The organism is Microbacterium esteraromaticum (genome assembly GCF_016907315.1).
GTDB lineage: Bacteria > Actinomycetota > Actinomycetes > Actinomycetales > Microbacteriaceae > Microbacterium > Microbacterium esteraromaticum.
The window spans coordinates 1077449-1096189 of sequence record NZ_JAFBBS010000001.1 but is presented as its reverse complement, the minus strand read 5'-3'; the positions used below and the strand labels follow the sequence as shown (position 1 = coordinate 1096189).

14 protein-coding genes are annotated in these 18741 nt (G+C 70.1%); 8 read left to right on the top strand and 6 right to left on the bottom strand.

Translation table 11 applies throughout. The features are described 5' to 3' along the window. Positions 1-12 precede the first annotated feature (12 nt). Positions 13-4662 carry an ATP-dependent helicase gene (locus JOE67_RS05440; RefSeq protein WP_204974488.1) on the bottom strand — a complete coding sequence of 1550 codons (4650 nt, stop codon included), beginning with the start codon at positions 4660-4662 and terminating at the stop codon, positions 13-15. An 81-nt stretch (positions 4663-4743) separates the two neighbouring features. Between JOE67_RS05440 and JOE67_RS05435 the strand changes: the two genes are divergently transcribed. Continuing rightward, complete coding sequence (locus JOE67_RS05435) at positions 4744-5154, top strand: DUF6157 family protein (RefSeq protein WP_204974487.1); 411 nt, start codon at positions 4744-4746, stop codon at positions 5152-5154. Between the two features lie 96 nt (positions 5155-5250). Here JOE67_RS05435 and JOE67_RS05430 read toward each other — a convergent pair whose 3' ends face one another. Continuing rightward, the gene (locus JOE67_RS05430; RefSeq protein WP_204974486.1) at positions 5251-6978 is read right to left on the bottom strand and encodes an ABC-F family ATP-binding cassette domain-containing protein; all 1728 of its coding nucleotides are present in this window, start codon (positions 6976-6978) and stop codon (positions 5251-5253) included. Between the two features lie 262 nt (positions 6979-7240). Continuing rightward, positions 7241-7897, bottom strand: a complete 657-nt coding sequence (locus tag JOE67_RS05425; protein ID WP_338041509.1) for an alpha/beta hydrolase — start codon at positions 7895-7897, stop codon at positions 7241-7243. Between the two features lie 65 nt (positions 7898-7962). Between JOE67_RS05425 and JOE67_RS05420 the strand changes: the two genes are divergently transcribed. From JOE67_RS05420 to JOE67_RS05410, 3 genes are all read left to right on the top strand, one after another. After that, positions 7963-8556, top strand: a complete 594-nt coding sequence (locus JOE67_RS05420) for an NUDIX hydrolase family protein (RefSeq protein ID WP_204974485.1) — start codon at positions 7963-7965, stop codon at positions 8554-8556. A 1-nt stretch (position 8557) separates the two neighbouring features. Next, positions 8558-9490, top strand: a complete 933-nt coding sequence (locus JOE67_RS05415; protein WP_204974484.1) for a hypothetical protein — start codon at positions 8558-8560, stop codon at positions 9488-9490. A gap of 68 nt (positions 9491-9558) precedes the next feature. After that, positions 9559-11550 (top strand): M3 family metallopeptidase, encoded by a 1992-nt coding sequence (locus JOE67_RS05410; protein WP_338041508.1) that lies wholly within the window; start codon positions 9559-9561, stop codon positions 11548-11550. Positions 11551-11680: 130 nt separating this feature from the next. On the opposite strand, the gene JOE67_RS05405 is transcribed toward JOE67_RS05410, so the two are convergent. Beyond that, positions 11681-12748 carry a beta-eliminating lyase-related protein gene (locus JOE67_RS05405; RefSeq protein WP_204974483.1) on the bottom strand — a complete coding sequence of 356 codons (1068 nt, stop codon included), beginning with the start codon at positions 12746-12748 and terminating at the stop codon, positions 11681-11683. 54 nt (positions 12749-12802) lie between these two features. On the opposite strand from JOE67_RS05405, the gene JOE67_RS05400 reads away from it, so the two are divergent. Both JOE67_RS05400 and JOE67_RS05395 read left to right on the top strand, forming a co-directional pair. Then, positions 12803-14314, top strand: coding sequence for an MFS transporter (locus tag JOE67_RS05400; RefSeq protein WP_204974482.1), 1512 nt, complete (start codon positions 12803-12805; stop codon positions 14312-14314). 41 nt (positions 14315-14355) lie between these two features. Next, on the top strand, positions 14356-14925 hold the full coding sequence (locus JOE67_RS05395) for a GNAT family N-acetyltransferase (RefSeq protein WP_338041506.1): 570 nt from the start codon (positions 14356-14358) through the stop codon (positions 14923-14925). A 25-nt stretch (positions 14926-14950) separates the two neighbouring features. On the opposite strand, the gene JOE67_RS05390 is transcribed toward JOE67_RS05395, so the two are convergent. Together JOE67_RS05390 and JOE67_RS05385 are read right to left on the bottom strand one after the other, a co-directional pair. Then, positions 14951-15592 (bottom strand): SDR family NAD(P)-dependent oxidoreductase, encoded by a 642-nt coding sequence (locus JOE67_RS05390; RefSeq protein ID WP_204974481.1) that lies wholly within the window; start codon positions 15590-15592, stop codon positions 14951-14953. 115 nt (positions 15593-15707) lie between these two features. After that, the gene (locus JOE67_RS05385; RefSeq protein ID WP_204974480.1) at positions 15708-17138 is read right to left on the bottom strand and encodes a DUF6421 family protein; all 1431 of its coding nucleotides are present in this window, start codon (positions 17136-17138) and stop codon (positions 15708-15710) included. A gap of 72 nt (positions 17139-17210) precedes the next feature. Here JOE67_RS05385 and JOE67_RS05380 point away from each other — a divergent pair, with 72 nt between their 5' ends. Together JOE67_RS05380 and JOE67_RS05375 are read left to right on the top strand one after the other, a co-directional pair. Next, complete coding sequence (locus JOE67_RS05380) at positions 17211-17660, top strand: Lrp/AsnC family transcriptional regulator (protein ID WP_239527999.1); 450 nt, start codon at positions 17211-17213, stop codon at positions 17658-17660. 68 nt (positions 17661-17728) lie between these two features. Then, positions 17729-18697 carry a 1,4-dihydroxy-2-naphthoate polyprenyltransferase gene (locus tag JOE67_RS05375; protein ID WP_204974479.1) on the top strand — a complete coding sequence of 323 codons (969 nt, stop codon included), beginning with the start codon at positions 17729-17731 and terminating at the stop codon, positions 18695-18697. The last annotated feature ends 44 nt before the right edge of the window (positions 18698-18741 follow it).

The window sequence follows — 18741 nt, the reverse complement described above, 5'->3', positions numbered from 1 at the left end:
GGGGAAAGTCAATCAGACCGCTTTGCGCAGGGCGTAGCCGCGGGGGGTCGCCACGAACCCCGCCTCCTGCAGCGCGAACGCGAACGGGGTGCCGTAGACGCCCTCGCCGTTGATCTTCTCGACGGTGAGCGTCTCGAGCCGGCGGGCGCGGGCGGTTGCGGCGAGATCGGCCGCCGCCGCCTTCAGCACCTCCGGATCGTCATCGAAGGCGAGCACGGTGCGGCCACCGCGTTCGAGATACAGCACGAGCTCGCCGTCGACGAGCACGACGAGGCCGCCGGCTTTGCGGCCAGGACGGTGCGACACGGTCTCGAGCCGCGGCCACGCGAGTGCAGCGCCGTAGGGGTTGGCCGGGTCGGTCGCGGCGAGGGTGACGGCTTTGCGCGGCGGCGGGTCGGAGAGTCCGGCGAAGGTGCGCAGGCGGTCGACGGTGGTGGATGCGGCGAACTGGGCCGCACCGAGTTTCTCGATCACGTATCCGCGGCGGCAGTGCCCGGCCTCTTCGAAGCCGGCCAGCACCCGGTACACCTGGGCGAAGCCACCCGGTACCCCTTCGGCCTGCACGGCACCGCGGGTGACGACGCCGTAGCGGTCGAGCAGCAGGCCCGCGGTGACCGTCGCTCGGCGCGCGGCATCCGGATCGGTGTCGGGCAGTACGGCCCAGCGGCCACCCGCCCCGGCGGCGCTCGGCTGGGCGGCTGGTCTGGCGAGCGAGATGCCCCGGTAGGTGCGCGTGCGCGGGGCACGCCTCGCGGTCTTGTGCGCCTGGGAGCCGCCCGCGATGAGGGCGCGCACAGGGGCGAACGTGTCGTTGGTGATGTGCCCCTGCCACGCCAGCGACCAGAGCGCCTCGACCACCGACTGCTGGTTCTCGGCACCGGTCATCATCTTGAGGGGGCCGGCGAACGACGCCCCGCTCAGCCGCAGGGCATCGTGCACCTTCTCTTCCAGCGAGCCCGACGCGGGCGGCTCTTCGGGCACGGGCAGCGTGTAGGGAGCGAGGTCTGCGGGGTGCAGCGAGATCCAGCCGTCGCGGCCGGGCAGCGAGCCGTGCCCGGCCCAGACGACCTCGCCCGAGGCCGTGAGCTCGTCGAGCAGCGCGGGGGAGTAGTCGCGCACCCGACCGGGCAGAACGAGCGACTCCCATGCGCTGGCGGGGATCGGCACGCCGGCGAACTGCTCGATGACGCTGAGCACCCCATCGACGCCCTCGGTCGGGCGCGTGAGGTGCTGCCAGTCGGGCAGGAAGCGCGCGTACGCCTGGGGGCTGACAGGCTCGACGCTGCCTCGGATCGCGGCGAGCGACCGCATGCGCAGGCGGCGCATCACCTCGACGTCGCACCATTCCTTCGATCCGTCAGAGGCGGTCGCGCCGCCCGAAGACGCCGGCAGGAAGAACCCGCTGGTCAGCCGGCCTGCCGACTCCAGTCGCTGCAGGGTGTGCCGTGCGACGGCGGCCCCGATGCCGAAGCGACCGGCGACATCGTCGGTCGTGAAGGGACCATGCGTGCGCGCGTGGCGGGAGACGAGATCGCCGAGCGGATCGGCGACCGGTTCGAGGAAGGCCACGGGGATGCCCGTGGGCAGCGCCACTCCCAGCGCATCGCGCAGACGGCCCGCATCCTCGATCACGGCGACGCGGGAACGCCCGGCGATGGTCACGGGGATGGCGCGACGGGCGGTGACGAGCTCGGCGAGGAAGGCGGCGGCGGCTTCGGGGGTCGCGGACGGCACCTCGGACTCGGCGGTATCCGGAGCGGCTGTCGCGGCTGTCTCGAGCCGGAGCGCCACCTCCTCGGCGTCCAGAGGGCCGAGCATGCGCAGCAGGTCGGCGACGCCCTCGACACCGCGCACCCTCCGCTGCGGGTCGAGCCGCTGGGCCTCGCGCTCGAACTGGGCGATGACGTCGGGGTCGAGCAGCTCACGCATCTCGACCGTGCCGAGCAGCTCGCCGAGCAGAGCCGGATCGACCGACAGCGCAGCCGCCCGGCGCTCGGCGAGAGGAGAATCGCCCTCGTACATGAACGCGCCGACGTAACCGAACAGCAGGTCGCGCGCGTAGGGCGATGGTTGCGCTGGTTCGGTCTCGACGAGCCGGATGCGCCGTTCGGCGATGTCGATGATCAGGCGGCGCAGCGACGGCAGGTCGTAGACGTCCTGCAGCACCTCGCGCAGCGTCTCGAGGATCACCGGGAAGGTCGGATGCCGGCGCGCCACCTCGAGCAGCTGCGCAGAGCGCTGCCGCTGCTGCCACAGCGGAGTGCGCTTGTTCGGGTTCATGCGGGGCATGAGCAGCGCGCGGGCCGCGCACTCGCGGAAGCGGGAGGCGAACAGCGCAGAGCCGCCGACCTCGGCGGTGACGATCTGCTCGAGCTCGTCGGCATCGAAGACGAAGAGGTCGGCTCCCGGCGGCTGCGCATCGGCATCCGGGATCCGCACGATGATGCCGTCGTCGCTCGCCACGGCCGAACCCTCGACGCCGAGGCGCTCGCGCACGCGCGCGTTGAGGGCCAGCGCCCACGGCGCATGCACTTTCATTCCGTACGGGGAATGCAGGATGATCCGCCAGTCGCCGACCTCATCGCGGCCGCGTTCGACGGTCAAGGTCCGATCGGTCGGGAGGGTGCCGGTGGCCTCTCTCTGCTCGGTCAGGTACCCCATGAGGTTGTCGCGGGCGCGTTCGTCGAGCCCCGCGTCGATCAGGCGCTGCTGCGCCTTCGCAGGCTGCGCGGTCGACACTTCTCGTGAGAACCGGCCGAGGGCCTCGCCGAGTTCGAACGGGCGCCCGATGCCGTCGCCGTGCCAGAACGGCACCTTGCCCGGCTGCCCGTACGCGGGCAGCACGTTGACCCGATCGTGGGTGATCTCGGCGATGCGCCAGCTCGTGGTGCCGAGCGTGAAGACGTCGCCGACACGGGACTCGTAGACCATCTCCTCGTCGAGCTCGCCGACGCGGGCACCCGAGGTCTCACCGGCGACGAAGACGCCGAACAGCCCGCGGTCGGGGATCGTCCCTCCGCTCGTCACCGCGATGCGCTGTGCTCCTGGCCGGCCGGTCAGCGTACCGGCATCCCGATCCCACACGACGCGGGGGCGCAGTTCGGCGAACTCGTCCGACGGGTACTTGCCGGCGAGCAGGTCGAGCGTCGCCTCGTAGGCCGAGCGGGGCAGGGTCTGGAACGGAGCGCTGCGCCGCACGGTCTCGAACCACTCCTCGACCGAGATCGAGTCGAGCGCGCAGGCCGCGACGGTCTGCTGGGCGAGGATGTCGAGAGGGTTGCGCGGCACGGCGATCGCCTCGATCTGCCCGGCGAGCATTCGCTCGGTCACGATGGCGGTGTGCAGCACGTCGCCGCGGTGCTTGGGGAAGAGGGATGCCCGGCTGATCTCGCCGACCTGGTGCCCGGCTCGGCCGACGCGCTGCAGACCCGACGCCGCCGACGGCGGCGCCTCCACCTGGATGACCATGTCGACCGCGCCCATGTCGATGCCCAGCTCGAGACTGCTCGTCGCGACGACGCAGCGCAGCATCCCCGACTTCAGCTCGTCTTCGACGATCGCCCTCTGCTCCTTCGAGACCGATCCGTGGTGGGCTTTCGCGAGCACCGGCTCGGCAGCGGCGGTGGCACCCGCCTGCGCGATCCCGGCCGCAGGCGGTGCCGCGGGTTCGGGAACGGGCATCCCGATCCGCTCGGCGTAGATCTCGTTGAGCCGGCCCGTCAGCCGTTCGGCGAGCCGCCGCGAGTTCGCGAAGACGATGGTCGAGCGGTTCTCGAGCACCTTGTCGACGATGGCCTCTTCGACGTGGGGCCACACCGATCCGGTGATCTCGGTGTACTCCGCCGGCTCGTCGGCCGCCGCTGTGGCACCGGGCGGCGGGGGAGGGTTGCGCATGTCGTCGATAGGCACGACCACTCCGAGCTCGAACGTCTTCACCGCACGCGGAGCGACGATGTCGACCGGCGCCGAGCCGCCCAGGAACCGCGCCACCTCGTCAATCGGGCGCACGGTCGCCGATAGGCCGATCCGCTGAGCCGGGCCCTCGGCGCCGCGCGCCGTGCGCAGCGCGTCGAGCCGCTCGAGGCTGACCGCGAGGTGAGCGCCGCGCTTGGTCGCGGCGACCGCGTGCACCTCGTCGATGATCACGGTGTGCACGTTCTGCAGGGTGTCGCCCGCACGGCTGGTGAGCATGAGGTACAGCGACTCGGGCGTGGTGATGAGGATGTCGGGCGGGTCGCTCACGAGCTTGCGCCGATCGCTCGAGGTCGTGTCGCCAGAGCGCACGCCCACCGTGATCTCGGGGGCGGGCACGCCGAGCCGCCGCGCCGATTGGCCGATGCCGATCAGGGGCGAGCGCAGGTTGCGCTCGACGTCGACGCCGAGGGCCTTCAGTGGCGAGATGTAGAGCACGCGCGTGCGTGAGGTGCGCTCCCTGGCATCCGGGCTGCTGTCGGGCGCGGCCGTGCGCTCGCGGAAGACGCTGTCGATGGCCCAGAGGAACGCCGAGAGCGTCTTGCCCGATCCGGTCGGAGCGACCACCAGCGCGTTGCGCCCGGCCGAGATCGCGTCCCACGCGCCGGCCTGCGCGGGCGTGGGCGCATCGAACGCCCCGCGGAACCAGTCCTGTGTCGCGGGGGTGAATCTGTCGAGCACGTCGCTCATCCCTCCATCATCGTCTGCCCCTCCGACATCGGCGCGGAGCTTGCCCTCGACAACGTCGGAGGGGTAGGGGATGCTGGCCGCATGGCGCACACGACGAACTACACCAACACGTTCATCGAGGTCAGCGAAGACTGCCCGGCGCAGCACGGCGTCGAACCGCCGATCGCCGAGAACCTGTCGATCGCCGCCCTGCACTACCGCCTGCTCAGCGAAGAGCCGTACACGCGCACCTCCGACGACGTGCTCTTCGAGACGCATGCGCTGCGCAAGGGCATCGACCCCGACGACGCTGACGCCAGGGCTGAGTTCTTCTCGAAGGGACAGGCCTGCCTGCGCGCATCGCCCCTGAGCAAGCGGTACGGCTGGGGCACGCACCACGACGAGCACGGCCGCGTCGCGATGTTCCCCCGCGACTCCGACGAGTACGCCGCGCTCGCCGCCGATCCGTCGCTCGAGCACAAGCGGGCGATGCGCTCGAGCCGTCGCAGCTGAGCGGATCGCGAGAGAGCGGATCGCAGGAGGGCGGCCGGGGGATGACCCCAGCCGCCCTTCCGCGCGTCAACCCTGAGCGTGTCCGCCCTGGGCGCCTCAGCCGACCTCGGTGAGCCCGCCCTCCGCATCCAGCTCCAGCGTCAGATCGAGTCCGAGCCTGGCGAGGAACGCGTCGTCGTGGCTGACGATCAGCACGGCACCGCGATAGGCGCGCAGCGCCTCGACCAGCTGGTCCGCGGTGTCGAGATCGAGGTTGTTGGTCGGCTCGTCGAGCACGACCAGATGCGGCGCCGGATCGGCGAGCAGCACCTTCGCCAGAGCGACGCGGAACCGCTCGCCGCCCGACAGCGCGCCGACCGGCCGGTCCATCGTCGCGCCGCGGATCAGGAACCGGGCCAGCCTGTTGCGCAGCTCCTTGTCGGGCACGTGCGGCGCGGCCGCGGCGATGTTCTGCACCACCGACGCCTGATCGTCGAGCCCGTCGATCCGCTGCGAGAGGTACCCGATGCGGTCGGTGTGCGCGTCAGCGTGCAGGTTCGGGTTCAGCGGAGGGCCGGATGCCCCGGCATCCGCACTCTCCGCGCGGAAATGTACGCTTGCCGCGGATAGATCCGCCGAATCCGTCCGCGCGAGGCGCACTTCTCCGCGCGAAGCGTCGGTCCCGCCAGCACCGGATGCCACCAGCCGGCGCAACAGGGTCGTCTTGCCCACTCCGTTCCGGCCGATGAGCGCCACCCGCTCCGGGCCCTGCACGATCCATGACCGCTCTCCGTCGCCGATCGTCGCGATCCGGCGCGACGCCGACATCCGGGGATCCGGCAGCCCGATCTTCATCGTGTCGTCGTCGCGCACCCGGCGGCCGGCGGCATCGAGGGCCTGGTGAGCGGCATCCTCCTTGCCTCGAACCTCGGTGCGCAGCCGTCCGGCCGACACCTCGGCGGCCATCTTGCGCCCGTTCGCGATGATCTTCGGCACGCGCTTCTCCTCGAACGCCTTCCGGCCCATCTGCGCACGCGTGGCGAGCTTGGCCTCGGCCTCGATCCGCTGCCTCTTCTCCTTCCGGTATGCCTGCGCGGCGTCGCGCTCGGCCTGGCGCGCAGCGCCCTGCTCGGCGTCCAGCCATGCCCGCCATTGCGAGTAGGGGCCGCCGAACACGCTCAGCTCGCTGCCGTAGATCTCGGCGGTGTCGTCCATGAGCTCGAGCAGCGACAGGTCGTGACTGACCACGATGAGCGCGCCCTTCCACGCGCGCACCATGTCGGCGAGTCGCTGTCGCGCCTCGCGGTCGAGATTGTTGGTGGGCTCGTCGAGCAGTGTGATGGGGGCCCGCCTCAGGCGGATGCCCGCGACCGCCACCAGCACGGCTTCGCCGCCCGACAGCTCTCCGACGGTCCGGTCGAGGAACGAGGGGTCGAGTCCGGCTTCGGCGAGGGATGCCTCGGCGCGAGCTTCGATGTCCCAGTCGTCGCCGACGGCATCGAAGTGCGCCGGGTCGACGTCGCCCGCGGTGATCGCGCGCACCGCGTCGAGCGCAGCGGCGATGCCGAGCAGCTCGGCGACCCGGCGGTCGGTCTCGAGCGTCAGGCGCTGCGGCAGGTACGCGACCTGGTCGGAGCGCAGGATCTGCCCGGACGCCGGGGTGAGCTCGCCCGCGATCAGGCGCAGCAGCGTCGACTTGCCGGCGCCGTTGCGGCCGACGAGACCGGTGCGACCCGATCCGAACGAGCCGCTGACGGCGTCGAGTGCGATGGAGCCGTCCGGCCAGGCGAAAGAGACCCGGTCGAGCGTGACGGCGGCTGTGGTGAAGATGTTCGGTGATGACATGAGCGACTCCCGGAAATATGCGGGTGCGCGGATGCCGACGAAGAGGGCTTCGCGAGACGTCGGAGAGACGTCGGATCGAAGGGCCTGTCGAGGGGCTCGAGTACGGAGCGGGTCCTGCCGGAGGGCGGGTTCGTCGGATCAGCGCGTGGATGTGTTACGCGGAGAGGCGACGAATCAGATCAATGGACTTCCAGACACGGCGGATAGGACCCTGCGACTTTATCTGCGCCGGACGCGGACGCGCAACCCGGGCGTGTCGTGGTCATGCGGTCTTCTTCGAGACCGAGTCCTTCCACTGCGAGAGGAACACGTGCACGTCCGAGAGCTCCTGCTCGGAGATCGAGTGGGTCAGCCCCTGGTAGACACGGCCCGACAGCTCGGAGTGCGCAGGCAGCCACTGTGCCGTGTGTTCGACGAGGCCTGCGGGGATGACGTCGTCGTGAGTGCCGCGGCCCCAGAACACCGGGGGTCGCTCTTCCTCCAGCACGGCGTCGTTCGGCAGCTCGCCAGGGGCTGCGTACCCGCTCAGTGCGACGACCGCGTCGATCCGCGATGGCTCGAGGCGCAGCGCCTGCAATGACACGGCAGCGCCCTGCGAGAACCCCAGCAGCGCGACCGATGGGACACCTGCGGTCGCTTCGTCGAGCCAGGCGAGCAGCGCTTCGGCTGCGAGGGTGATGCCTGCGGCATCCCGCGTGTCGAGCGAATCGATCGCGTACCACGACCGACCGGGCATCGGCCAGGGCGGGGTGAGCGGAGCCCCGACGGCGGCCACCGCGATGCCGTCGGGCAGGTAGGGGATCAGACCGAACAGGTCGCGCTCGTCGGCGCCGTAGCCGTGCAGCAGCACCAGCAGCGGCTTGCCCTCGCGCGGCTCAGGCGACCACAGGGTCACGGAGGAATCGATCGAGACTGTCACGGTGACATCCTGCCAGTCCCCTCCGACGTCCCGTCTGCGCAGTCGGACGCTGGTAGAAATGAGCCATGGCGGTGCGCACTCCTGATCCCGGCCCCGAGCCCGACGACGACTTCAGCTTCGACGGAGCGCGTCCGGTCGACGCCAACCCCGGCTGGCTCACCGACATCGAGCTCGAAGAGGCCCGCCGCCGTCTGCCGATGCTGTACGTCGAGGCCATCCCCGTCATCACCGACGGATCCGGTCAGGTCACCTCGGTCGGCGTCCTGCTGCGATCCACGCCCCTGGGCGAGATCACCCGCACGATCGTGTCGGGTCGGGTGCGCTACGGCGAGACGATCCGCGACGCGCTGTTCAGGCACGTCGAGAACGACCTCGGCCCCATGGCCTTTCCGCTGCTGCCGCCGTCGCCCGCGCCGTTCGCCGTCGCCGAGTACTTCCCGATCCCGGGTGTGAGCGCGTTCCATGACGACCGTCAGCACGCCGTGTCGCTGGCCTTCGTCGTGCCTGTCACCGGCACCTGCGAACCGCGGCAGGACGCGCTCGAGGTCACCTGGTTCTCACCCGAAGAGGCGGCGTCGGATTCTCTCGCGGCGGATCTCGAGGGTGGCCGGGGAACCCTCATCCGTCAGGCCCTCGCACATCTGGGCCTGCTGCGCTGAGATGACCTGGACGCCCGAGGTCTGGCAGAGCGAGGCATTCGAGCGCGAGCTGCGTGAGTGGATCACTCCGCACACCGGTGCGGTGCGAGGGCTCGTGCGGGTCAAGGATCGTCCGTGGTCTGGTGTCTGGCGGGTGGATGCCGAGAACGGCACCTTCTACGCCAAGCAGAACTGCCCTGGGCAGCAGCAGGAGGCGCGCATCGTCTCGGTGCTGAGCAGGATCGCCCCCGATTTCATCGTCGAACCGGTGGCCCTGGATGAGCAGCGTGACCTGCTGCTCACCGCCGACGCCGGTCGCACCTGGCGCGAGGCGCTGGCCGACGGCGCCGCGGTGGGATGGGAGACGCTGCTGCACGATGCGATGCTGCTGGCCCGCACATCGGTGCCGGTGCTCGACGACATGGGCCTCACGGTGCTCGATCCCGCGGGCATCCGGGATCACCTCATCCGCGCTCGTGACGAGTGGCGCATCCCCGACGAGTTCCGCGCCGGCGTCGATGCTGCCGTCGACGTCGTCGGCGCAGCCGGCGACCAGATCGCCGCTCTCGGATTGCCGCTCGCGCTGGATCACAACGACCTGCACGATGCGAACGCCTTCGTCGGCGATCATGGAGCGCGCTTCTTCGATTTCGGTGATGCGGTGGCATCCAGCCCGCTGGCCGCCCTGCGTGTGCCGCTCGCCGTGTACGCGAACTCGATCCACGCCTCTGAGAGCGACCCGCGTGTGCTGGCGATCGCCGACGCCGCGCTCGAGGTGTGGAGCGATCTCGCGCCGATGGCCGAGCTGCGCGCGGCGCTGACGGCGGCGAACCGGCTCGCCGCCGTCGCGCGAGCCGAATCCTGGCACCGCATCCTCGAGAGCGTCCCCGGCGAGCTCGTCGCAGACGATCACCGCGGGGCGGATGCCGAATGGCTGGCGGAGTCCGCGCTCTGACATGAGGCGGCGTCAGGCGCTCGTCAGGCGCGACAGTCGCGCAGAGGGCCGCGGCTAGGCTCGGTCGGGTGATCGAACCCATCGCCTTCCCCGCCGAACCCACCGACTGGCTCGACTTCGCCACCGCCCGCACCGATGACCGTCTCGCTGTGGTCGACGGGATCGTCGCACGACTCACAGACGGCACCTCGCGCGGTTCGCTTGAGCTGCTTCAGCTGTGGAACGACCTGCAGATCGCCCTGCGCACCTCCCGGAGCGAGGCCGAGGTGCTCGCCGAGGTGCACCCCGACCGTGTGGTGCGCGAGGGCGCCGAGTCGCGCACGGCGGCGGCGGAGGCGAAGGATGCCGAGCTCATGACGGATGCCAGGCTCGGGGCCCTCTTCGCGGCCGCCGACGCGACCGGCCTGGACGCCGACGCCTCACGTCTGCTGGAGAGGATCCGTCGTGATTTCCGGCGAGGCGGTGCGGACAGGGATGCCGGCACCCGCGAGCGCCTGCGCGAACTCGCCGCCCGCGAGACGGAGCTCGGAGTCGCGTTCGCCAGGAACATCCGGGAGGGGCGTCGTGAGATCCGAGTCGCACCCGACAGGCTGGCCGGGCTCCCCGACGACTTCCTCGCGGGCCGGGCCCTGGGCGACGACGGGCTCGTCGCGATCTCGACGGACAATCTCGACGTCATGGCGGTGATGAACTACGTGCGCGATCGCGAGATCCGCACCGAGCTGCGAGCGGCCCGCAGCGAGCTGGCCTGGCCCGAGAACGACGCGATCCTCTCCGAGCTGCTCACCGTGAGACAGCAGCACGCCGAACTGCTCGGCTACGACAGCTGGGCGGATTACGAGACAGACGACCGCATGGCCGGCTCGGCCGCACGTGTGGCATCGTTCCTCGCCGAGGTCGATGAGGCGACCCGCGCGGCCGCTCATACCGAGTACGACCTGCTTCTCGCACGGCTGCGCGACGAGCATCCGGATGCCGTCGAAGTCACGAACGCCGATCAGCACTACCTGCTGGCGCGGATGCACGAAGAGCGCTTCGCCGTCGACGCGCAGGAGGTGCGTCGTCATCTCGACTTCGAGCGTGTGCTCGGCGGCCTGCTGTCGACGACGGGCCGCCTGTTCGACATCGAGTACGTGCCGGTCGACGTGCCGGTGTGGCACCGGGACGTTTGCTCGTACGACGTCGTGCGGGCGGGGGAGCGCATCGGGCGCATCCACCTCGACCTGCACCCGCGCGAGGGCAAGTTCAACCATGCGGCATGCTTCCCGCTCGCGCCGGGCGTGCGCGGCCGGATGCTGCCCGAGGCGGCACTCGTGTGCAACTTCCCGCGCGGGCTCATGGAGCACCGTGAGGTGCAGACGTTCTTCCACGAGTTCGGGCACCTCGTGCATGACATCCTCGGCGGCGACCAGGAGTGGGCGCCGTTCTCCGGTGTCGCCACGGAATGGGACTTCGTCGAGGCGCCGAGTCAGATGCTCGAGGAGTGGGTGTGGGACGCCGAGGTGCTCTCGTCGTTCGCAACCGACGATTCCGGAGCGCCGATCCCCGCCGATCTGGTCGAGCGGATGCGCGAGGCCGAGGCCTTCGGACGCGCCCTGCTCACACGGACGCAGCTCGGTCATGCCCGCGTCTCGTACCACCTGCACATGGACCGCCCCGACGACCTCGCCGCAGCCACCGACCACTGGTATGAGGTGTCGACGCCCGTGCGCACGCTGCCCGGTACGCACTCCTACGCGTCGTTCGGGCACCTGACGGGCTACGGATCGTGCTACTACACGTACCAGTGGAGCCTCGTGATCGCCCGCGACCTGCTCACGGGGTTCGCCGGGCTATGCTCGACGAGGCGTCAGCCGCGCGCTACCGCCGGGAGATCCTCGAGCCCGGTGGTCGCCGCGATGCCGCTGACCTGGTCGAGGCGTTCCTCGGCCGCCCGTTCACGGTCGACGCGTACCGGCAGTGGATGGGCTCGACCGCCGCCTGAGCTCAGCCCGCGGTGCCGGGCGCCCGGCGCCCGCCCCCGCGCGCTGCGCACGCCCCGCATCCTCGCCCCCTCCTGACTACCTCGCCCCTGCTCGTTTACGTGAATGAGCAGGGGCGAGGTAGTCCAGCAGGGGCGGGGATGCCCGGATGCCCGGATGCTCGGTCGCGGGGATGCCCGGATGCTCGGGCGCCCGAGGGCCGGCGGTGTCAGGCGGTCGTCAGGCGCGACAGCTCGGCGACGAAGGCGTCGACGTCGGACTCCTGCGTGTCGAACGAGCACATCCAGCGCACCTCGTTGCGTGCGGCATCCCAGTCGTAGAAGCGGAACTTCTCGCGCAGCCTGTCGGCGACGCCGTCGGGCAGCGTCGCGAACACGCCGTTGGACTGGGTGGGCTGGGTGAAGGCGACGCCGCGGATGCTGCCGTCGGCGATGCCCTGCTCGACCTCGGAGCGCAGCCGCTGGGCCATCGCGTTGGAGTGACGGGCGTTGTGCAGCCACAGGTCGCCCTCGAGCAGGGCGATCAGCTGGGCCGACACGAACCGCATCTTCGACGACAGCTGCATGTTGTACTTGCGGCTGTACAGCAGGCCCTCGGCGGCGTCGGGATTCAGCACGACGATCGCCTCGCCGAGCATCGCGCCGTTCTTGGTGCCGCCGAAGCTGAGCACGTCGACGCCGACGTCGGTCGTGAAGGCCCGCAGCGGCACGTCGAGGGCGGCTGCGGCGTTCGAGATGCGGGCGCCGTCGAGGTGCAGCTTCATGCCGCGCTCGTGCGCGTGCTCGGCGAGCGCCGCGATCTCGTCGACCGTGTAGAGGGTGCCGAGCTCGGTCGACTGCGTGATCGAGACGACCAGCGGCTGCGCCCGGTGCTCGTCGCCCCAGCCCCAGGCCTCGCGGTCGACGAGCTCGGGGGTGAGCTTGCCGTCATCGGCGGGAACGGTGAGCAGCTTGAACCCGCCGATGCGCTCGGGAGCGCCGCCCTCGTCGACGTTGATGTGAGCGGTGGATGCCGAGATCACGGCGCCCCAGCGGGGGAGCATCGACTGCAGCCCGGTGACGTTCGCGCCGGTGCCGTTGAAGACGGGGAAGGCCTGCGCGCTGTCGCCGAAGTGACCGCGGAACACCTCCTGCAGGCGCCCGGTGTACTGGTCTTCGCCGTAGGCGATCTGGTGGCCGTCGTTGGCCGCCGCGATCGCGGCCAGCACCTCGGGGTGGATGCCGGAGTAGTTGTCGGATGCGAAGCCGCGGACGGCGGTGTCATGCAGAGTGCTCACCGTCCGATTCTACGAGGCGGCGGATGCCCGGATTCTCGCCTCCGGCCCTGTCGGATGTCGGTGGCCGAGATTACCCTCGAACCCGTGACCGCAACTGCGAAGACGAGGGCGTTCGCGAACGTGCTCGTGAACACGCTGATCGCCAACGTGACGACCAGCTTCCTCTGGTTCGCGCTGACGTTCTGGGTGTACATCGAGACGAAGTCGGTGCTCGCCACCGGCGTCATCGGCGGCGCGTACATGCTGCTCATCGCGTTCTTCTCGATGGTGTTCGGCACCATCGTCGACCGCTACCGCAAGCACACCGTGATGGTGATCTCGAGCGTCGTCTCGGCGGTGGCGTTCGGGGCGGCTGGCCTGCTCTACCTCTGGCAGCCCGAGTCGGCGCTGCTCGACATCAGCGGTCCGTGGTTCTGGGCGTTCGCGCTGATCATCCTGATCGGCGGCGTCATCGAGCAGCTGCGCAGCATCGCCCTGTCGACGACCGTCACGCTGCTGATCCCCGAAGAGAAGCACGCCAACGCCAACGGTCTCGTCGGCACGGTGCAGGGCATCGCGTTCCTGATCACCAGCGTCTTCTCGGGTCTGTCGATCGGCTTTCTCGGCATGGGGTGGACCCTGGTCATCTCTATCGTCGCGATGGGGCTGACCTTCGCGCACCTGCTCTTCATCCGCATCCCGGAAGAGGCGCCGCAGCGCGACCCCGACGCCCCGAGCGCACTCGACTTCCACGGCAGCGTCAGGGCGATCCGCGAAGCACCTGGCCTGTTCGCCCTGATCGTGTTCTCGACCTTCAACAACCTCATCGGCGGCGTCTACATGGCGCTCATGGACCCGTACGGCCTCACCCTGTTCTCGCCGCAGATGTGGGGCATCGTGCTCGCGTTCGCATCCACCGGGTTCCTCATCGGCGGGGCGCTCGTCGCGAAGTTCGGTCTGGGAAAGCGGCCGGTGCGCACCATGCTGCTCGTGGTGATCGGCATGGGCATTCTCGGAGCGGTGTTCATGCTGCGCGAGTGGTGGCCGCTGTTCGCGATCGGCATGTGGCTGTACATGATGATGGTGCCGCCGGTCGAGGCGGCCGAGCAGACGGTGATCCAGAAGGTCGTGCCGTACGCCCGGCAGGGGCGGGTGTTCGGCATGGCGCAGGCGATGGAAGCGGCGGCTGCGCCGGTCACGGCGTTCCTCATCGCGCCGCTTGCCGAGTTCCTGATCATCCCGTACATGCGCGGCGACGAGGGGCGGATGCAGTGGGGCTGGCTGCTCGGTGAGGGCGAGGCCCGGGGCATCGCCCTCATCTGCCTGTTCGCGGGCCTGATCATGGTCGTCGCGGCCGCGCTCGCGTTCTTCACGCGCTCGTACCGGCTGCTCACCCGCCTGTACGCTCAGGCGCCCGAGCCTGACGCTTCCGGGGGCTCGGTGGACGCCGGCCCTGGAGCGCCCGTCGACCCCGCGTTCGACCCGGTCGCGGCGCGAGGAGGTCAGGCGCACCTGCTCGATGCCGACGATGTCGCAGCCGGTGACCCGGCGACGACGTGGCCCGAACCCGACGAGGGGCGCAGGTGAGGCAGGCGGGTGGGAGCACCGGCGGGGCAGAGGTGCGGGTCGTGCCCGCCAGCGAGGCGAGCTGGGACGACCTGCAGAAGATCCTCACGGGCACTGCCTGCCAGTGTCAGTGCGAGCGGCAGCGGCTCGGCGACGGCGACTGGTGGTACATGCCGGTGGACGAGCGCACGGCGCTGCTGCGCAGCGAGGTGGGCTGCGATGACCCGCGGGCGAACGAGACGATCGGCGTCGTCGCCTATGAGGGCGGTGAACCCGCCGGCTGGTGCGCGGTCGACCGGCGCAGCGTGTACGCGCGGCTGCGCAATTCGCCGGTGCCGTGGAAGGGGCGCTCCGAGCGGAAGGACGACGAGTCGGTGTGGGCGATCACCTGTGTGATCGTGCGGCCGGGGCATCGCGGCCGTGGCCTGACGTACCCGCTCGTCGCCGGTGCGGTCGAGCATGCGAGAACGCAGGGTGCCTCAGCGATCGAGGGCTACCCGATGCTCACGGGCGGCGGCACGGTGACGTGGGGCGAGATGAACGTCGGGTCGGTCGGGCCGTTCTCCGCGGCGGGTTTCACCGAGGTGTCTCGCCCGACCGTGCGTCGCGTGGTGATGCGGCTCGAGCTCTGATCGGGCCGCCGCATACCCGCCGGGCTCAGCCCAGCGTGATCACCGTGTCGTTGAGCGCCACGGCATCCTGATCCCACAGCGCGACCACTGCTCGCGAGAGAGCATCGGCCTGCAGGCCGCCCTGAGCCCGCAGAATGACGGCTGCCGCACGCAGCTCGGCGCTGGCATCCCGCGCGGCCTTCGCGTAGCCCTGCGCGACCGCACGCGTCCATGCCTCGCTCGCAGCCTTCATGGCTGCGTAGTTCGCCCCGCCTGCGAGCGGGCGCGTGACCACGGTCGACGACACGATCGCGAAGCGGCCGGCATCCGATGCCCTGATGGCGGCGTCGAAGGAGCGACTCGTCGCGCGCACCGCCTGCAGGGCGGGCAGCAGCGCCTCGAAGTCCTCGTCAGTCTGCCCCGCCAGGCCGCCGCCTCCGCGCCAGCCGCCGACCAGCGGGATCACCGCGTCGACCTCGCCGAGCCTCTCGGCCAGAGCCTGCATATCGGCGAGCGAGGTCGCATCGGCTATCTCGGTCTGCGCCCCGGCATCCCGCAGCGCAGCCAGCCGCTCCTCTGAGCGTCCTGTGGCGATCACCCGCGCGCCGGAGTCGATCAGTGCGGTAGCGGCGGCAAGGCCAGCCTCGCTGGTGGCGCCGGCGAGGACGACGGTGCGGTTGATGCTCATGCGGCGCTCCTGACAGTTGAGATGAAGGACGGATGCAAGTCTGAAGGACGATCCGCAGAGGATCGTCCTTCAGAAGTGAGATCGTCCTTCAGACCTGCAATGCCACGAGGGTGTGTCAGTTGTCGGTGCCGCGGATTCCGACGGTCGACTCGATGACCGGCTTCATCTTCTTGTCGAGCGTCTCGAAGAACATCGACAGCGGGAACTCGTCGTCCATCACGGCGTCGGTGTAGCCCTTGGGCGCGCCGGCAAGGATCTCGTCGGACAGGCCGCGAGCCCACTGCGAAGCCGGGTGCGGAGTGAGCGTGCCGCGCACGAGCTCGTAGGCGGCGAGCCAGTGGGCGACCTTCGGGCGGTCGATCGAGTGCCAGTACAGGTCGTCGATCGCGTCGCCGAGGGCGACGACCGCGTCGGGCACGTTGTCCCAGTCGAAGGCGAGGGCAGTGTCGGTCCAGTGCAGCACGCCGTGCTGGTGCAGCCAGGCGAAGAGCAGCTGCCCGCCGACGGCGTCGTAGTTGCGCACGCGGTTGCCGGTGATCGCGAAGCGGAAGATGCGGTCGAAGATGACCGCGTACTGCACGAGGTGCGCGTAGTCGTGCATCTCCTTCTCCGACTCGGTGAGGGTCTCACCGGCGGCGATGCGGGCGTCGAACGCGCGCTCGATCTTGACCGACTCGCGGAACGCGGTCATGTCGCAGCGCATCTCCTCGAGCGAGTAGAGGAAGAACGGCATGCGCTGCTTGATCATGAACGGGTCGAACGGCAGGTCGCCGCGCATGTGCGTGCGGTCGTGGATGATGTCCCACATCACGAACGTCTTCTCGGTCATCTGCTGGTCGTCGAGCATCGCCTTGGCACGCTCGGGCAGGTCGAGGTTGGTGATCTCGGATGCTGCGCGCACGACGCGGCGGTACCGTGCGGCCTCGCGGTCCTGGAAGATCGCACCCCAGGTGAACGAGGGGATCTCGCGCATGGCGACGGTCTCGGGGAACAGCACGGCCGAGTTGGTGTCGTACCCGGGGGTGAAGTCGACCAGGCGCAGCGAGACGAACAGCTTGTTGCCGTAGTCGCCTGCTTCGAGCTCGGCGATGAACTCGGGCCAGATGGTCTCGACGATCAGCGCCTCGACGAGGCGGTCGCTCGAGCCGTTCTGCGTGTACATCGGGAAGACGACCAGGTGGCGGATGCCGTCGATGCGGTGCTGCTGGGGCTGGAAGGCGACCAGCGAGTCGAGGAAGTCCGGCACGCCGAAGCCGTCGTCGGCCCAGCGCTGGAAGTCGACGACGAGCGCGTCGAGGTAGGCGGCGTCGTGCGGGAAGGCGGGCGCGAGGGCGCGGATGCCGGCGATGATCGCCGCGACGTGACCGGCTGCGGCCTCGCGGTCGTCGACGTCGGGGATCGAGCCGTCCTTGATCTGAGTCGGGCGGATGGCGATCGCGGCGTCCTTGAGCTGCTTCCAGGCGGCGCTGTGCTCGGCGGTCGATGCGTCCTCCACGACCTCGGGCTCGCCGATGATGCTGTGGGTGGCGCTGGTGATGATGGACATCGAACCCTCCGATCGTAGAGATTGCCGGAAATTTTCCGGTCATGGATGCATTTCACCTGTATTATTCCATCTATGGATGACCCTGTCGACCACGCGATCCTGGCTGCCATCTCCCGTGACGGGCGCGCCACCCTGGCGCAGCTCTCCGAGGCGGTGGGGCTGTCGACCTCTGCCGTGCAGTCGAGGCTCAAGCGCCTCGAGTCACGAGGTGTGATCGCCGGCTACCAGGCGGTGCTCGACCCGGAGCAGGTGGGGGCGCCGCTGTCGGCCTTCATCGAGATCACGCCGCTCGATCCGGCTCAGCCCGACAACGCGCCCGAGATGCTCGAGCACCTCAGCGCCATCGAGGCGTGCCACTCGATCGCGGGCGATGCGGCCTACATGCTCTTCGTGCGTGTGGCATCGCCGCGCGCCCTCGAGCAGCTCGTGCGCGACATCCGGAGCGCCGCCAACGTGCGCACCCGCACGACGGTCGTGCTGCAGACCTTCTACGAGCGCCGGCCCATCGTCACGCCCGCCTGATCGGCTTGCGGCGCCCCGGCTCTCAGGCGGCCACGGCCCGCATCGAGGCGGCCAGTAGGATTCCTGGCGTGGCAGGTTCCTCCAAGAAGACGAAGAAGCGCGCTCCGCAGCAGCGGCGCCGCACCAGCGGCAATCCGGCGAAGCGCCCGGCGCTCGCCCTCGAGCCGGCGACCGCGAAGGACTGGATCGGGGCGGCGCGCCTGCGCACGCTGCCCCTCGCCGTCGCGCCTGTCGTGCTCGGCACCGGAGCCGCCCAGACCGTCGACCACCTCTTCCACTGGGCCATCGCGCTCGCCTGCCTCGCCGTGGCGGTGCTGCTGCAGATCGGCGTCAATTTCGCCAATGACTACAGCGACGGCATCCGGGGCACCGACGCCGAGCGCGTCGGTCCTGCGCGGCTGACAGCCTCGGGCCGAGTGCCCGCGAAGCGGGTGCTGACGGTCGCCCTCGTGTTCTTCGCCCTGGCTGCGGTGGTCGGCCTGGCGATCGTCATCCGATCGCAGCAGTGGTGGATGCTGGTCGTCGGGGCCCTCTGCATCGTCGCCGCCTGGTTCTACACCGGCGGCAAGAGGCCGTACGGCTACAACGCCATGGGCGAGCTCTTCGTCTTCGTGTTCTTCGGTCTGGTCGCGACGCTCGGCACCACCTGGGTGCAGGTGCAGCATCTGCCGACCGTCGCGTGGATCGTCGCTGTCGCCGCCGGGCTCTTCGCGTGCGCCGTGCTGCTCGCCAACAACCTTCGTGACATCGACCAGGACCGCGCAGTAGGCAAGCGCACCCTCACGGTGCTGATCGGCAGGCGTGCGACCCAGGTGCTGTTCACGCTGTTCGTGCTGATCCCGTTCGCACTCGCCGCGTGGATCGCCGTGCTGTACCCGATCGCGTGGCTGGCGATGCTCGCTCTGCTGTCGGGTCTCGTGGCGGTCGTGATCGTCTGGTCGTACCGGCGCCCGCGCGAGCTGGTCACCGCGCTCGCGCTCACGTCACTGACCGCCCTCGCCTACGCGGGGCTCGTCTACTGGGCGCTCGTCGGCTGAGGGCGGCCGGCCGACCGGGTCGACCTGGCCGCGGGTGATACCGG